This is a genomic window from Streptomyces sp. NPDC004752 (assembly GCF_053601275.1).
Map to the genome: position 1 here is coordinate 1 of NZ_JBSGBN010000277.1, position 3,114 is coordinate 3,114.

The 3,114-nt window shown below is 77.8% G+C and carries 2 protein-coding genes; both read right to left on the reverse strand.

Annotation, left to right across the window (positions count from 1 at the left end):
• Positions 1-1,984 (reverse strand): hypothetical protein (locus ACWEKM_RS46235; RefSeq protein WP_451627319.1); only part of this gene is annotated, 1,984 nt, incomplete at its 3' end.
• Positions 1,981-3,114, reverse strand: a 1,134-nt coding sequence (locus tag ACWEKM_RS46240; protein WP_451627320.1) for a vWA domain-containing protein, incomplete at its 5' end; no start/stop codon positions are given. The genes ACWEKM_RS46240 and ACWEKM_RS46235, both read right to left, overlap by 4 nt.

Here is a 3,114-nt window from a genome sequence, read left to right on the forward strand (position 1 = left end):
CCGGCCTAAAACACTTTCCCGCAGTTGCTATGGGGGGGGGGGCCGCCGGGCGGGGGGCCCGCCGCCCCCCACCCCAGGTCGCGGCGCACAGCGCGCGGTCCATCTCCTCGGTGTACCGGGCGGCGGCCAGCCAGCGGCGGGCGAACCGGTCCCGGTCGGCCGGCAGGAGGCGGCCGAAGGGATCGCGGGCGCGGTCCGCGGCGGCCGAGTGCAGGGCGTCGAGGAGATCGGCGGCCGTCCCGAGGCCGTGCCGGCGCAGACGGCGTCGGTCGGCCGTGTCACCGCCGGGGAAGGCCAGCACGAGGCGCCCGCCGGACACCGCCTGGTGGATCCGGCGGCCCAGCAGGTGCAGCGGTGCCTCGTCGGGCGCGGGTTCAGGTGCCCCGGCCGAGGGCGCCTCGGCCACGGGTGCCCCGGCCGCGGGCGGCGGGGCGGTGGGCAGGTCCGCGTGCAGCAGACGGTCCAGGCCCAGGTCCACCCGTGTGTCCGGATCCGTCGGGTGGCCCGAGGCGAGCAGCAGGGCACGGGGGTGCGCGGCCGGGGTGAGCCGGGCGACGATCCGCAGCACACTGCCGCGCGCGGCGGCCAGCAGGCGGAGGTTGTCGCGGTCGGGGAGCGCCGGGTGGTCGTGGGCGGCGGCCAGCCGCAGCGTCAGCCCGCCGCAGTCCGCCAGCAGCGCCTCGCCCGCCGCCTCGCGCACCGTGCCGATGAGCGTGACGTCGAGGAACAGCAGGTCCTGGCCGCCGTCCAGGGCCCGGGCCACCTGGTCGGCGACGGGCACGGCCCACAGCCCGGCGAGGGGCGGCTCGCTCCAGGCGGCACCACCGGCGCGCACCGCCCGTACCGCCGCGCCCGCGCCGAGCCGGCCGGTCGGGGAGACGGTCGCGCCGGACACCGCGAGCCCGGCCCGGGACAGCGCGCGGTGCGTCAGGGCGGTGTCCCCGATGCGTACGGTCCGGTCGGCGGTGGCCACCGCCCGGCCGGCGCCTCCGGGTGCCACGTCGGACACCGAGTAGAGGCGGCCCTGCGCGTCGGCGGTCCAGGTGACGGTGCCCGCGTACCCGGTCGCCGTGAGCACCGGTTCCGAGAAGACGCCGTACAGGCGCAGCGAGCCGTCCGGCGTGTACGGCCGGCGTACGGTGCCGCGCAGGGCGGCCAGCTCCGCGCCCGTGGCGTACGGGACGAGGTGAGCCACCGTCAGCACCTCGTGCACCACGGCGACCAGGCCGGCGAGGCGGTACGCCGGGTCTTCGGAGCGGGCCGCGCGCACCGCGGTGACCACGGAGATCGCCGCTGCGGCGGCCCTGGGCAGTCCCGCGAGCCGTGCGGAGTGCGCCGCCCGCAGCAGCTCCGCCTGGAGCACGGCGCCGACACCGTCCACACCCGCCTCCAGCACGGCGGCGGTGGCGTGCCACAGGTCCTGGGCGGCGGCGCGCTGACCGGGCGTGGCCGTCTCGGGTCCGGCCGCTTGGGCCGCCGCCTCGCCGCCACTGGAGGACCGCGAGGGACCGGGGTCGGCCGAGGTGTCCTCGCCGGTGGTCGGATCCGGGCCGGCGGTCGCCTCCCGTACCCCGGGCGTCCCCGTTCCCGGTTCCCCGGAAGCCCTGTCCTCCCCCGAAGCCCCCGCCTCCCCGGCCGTTCCCTCTTCCCCGGTCGTCCCCTCCTCCTGGGTCGTCTCTTCCTCCTCGGTCTCCGGGTCGGCGACCGGGGCAGCGGAGGCTGCGGCGGCGCGATGCAGGCAGTCGGGGGCCAGCAGACAGCCGCAGCGGACGGCGTCCACGCTGGTCACCATGCCGCCCGGGGCGTGGAGTTCGAGATCGGTCGTGTCGTCGACGGCGATGCGCACCGTGTCCCCGTCGCGGACGACGGGTCGGCCGGCCAGCTTGGCGACACCCGCGTCCAGCCGCTTGCGCAGCCGCGGGGTCAGCGCCCCGACGAGTTCGGCGGTCACGGACGGTGCCACCGGGGGAAGCCCCTGGCTCATGCGATCTTCTCCCCTACCCAGCGGGCGAGTTCGAGCGGACTGAGGGCGGCGACCGGCATCCCCGCGGCGACCAGTTGTCCCGCCACGCCGGTGGAGTAGCGCGGACGGCCCGAGTCGTCGAGGCTCGCGCAGCCCAGGACATGGCACCCGGCGCCGACCAGGGCGCGGACCTCGGCGAGCAGCCCGCCGAGCGGATAGCCCTCCTCGAAGTCGCTGACCACCACGACGAGGGTGCGGGACGGCACGGTGACCAGCTCGCGCGCGTGCCGCAGCCCCGCGGCGATGTGGGTGCCGCCGCCCACGCTGACCTCCAGCAGCAGGGACAGCGGGTCGGCCACCTGGTCGGTGAGGTCGATGACCTTCGTCGAGAACGCCAGGAAGTGCGTGGACAACGTCGGAACCCCGGCCAGCACCGACGCGGTCAGGGCGGCCCAGACCGTGGACGCCTCCATGGACCCGGACACGTCGGTGACCAGGACGAGCCGCCAGTCCGCGGCGCGCCGGGCGCGGCTGCGGAAGACGGGGTGCTCCGGCACGATCCGCACCGCGCCGTCCGGACCGCGCCGCGCGGTCGCCAGGTTGGCCCGCAGTGTACGGGGCAGGTCGAGCCCGCCGCCGGGCCGCCGTCCGGGACGCGGCAGCGCCGTGCCGTGCAGCGCGGGACGCAGCCGGGTGGCCAGTTCCCGGGTCAGCGCCTCGACCAGGCGCCGTACGAGCGGACGCAGCGCCGCCAGCCGGGACTCGGGCAGCCCTCCCGCGTGCCGGAGCACCGAGCGCAGCAGATCCACCGAGGGCCGCACGCTGTCCGCGTCCAGCTCGCCGACCACATCCTGCCGGCCCGTCGCGACGGCGGCGGCCAGCACCTCCTCACGGATGCCCGGACCGAACAGGGCCGCCAGCTCCTCGGACCACTCCCGCGCCCCGGGATACGGCGCCTCCCGGCCCCCGCCCAGGCCCGTGCCGCCCGGCTCGCCCCGGCTCCCCTCCCCGCGTCCGGCGCCGTACAACTCGTCCAGCGCGGTCGCCAACGGGGCCGCGGACGCGGGCAGCTGGTCGCCGCGGCGGCCCAGCACCAGCCGCCACCGGTCCGCGGGGGCGAGGTGTCTGTCGTCCGGGCCCGCGTCGTCGGC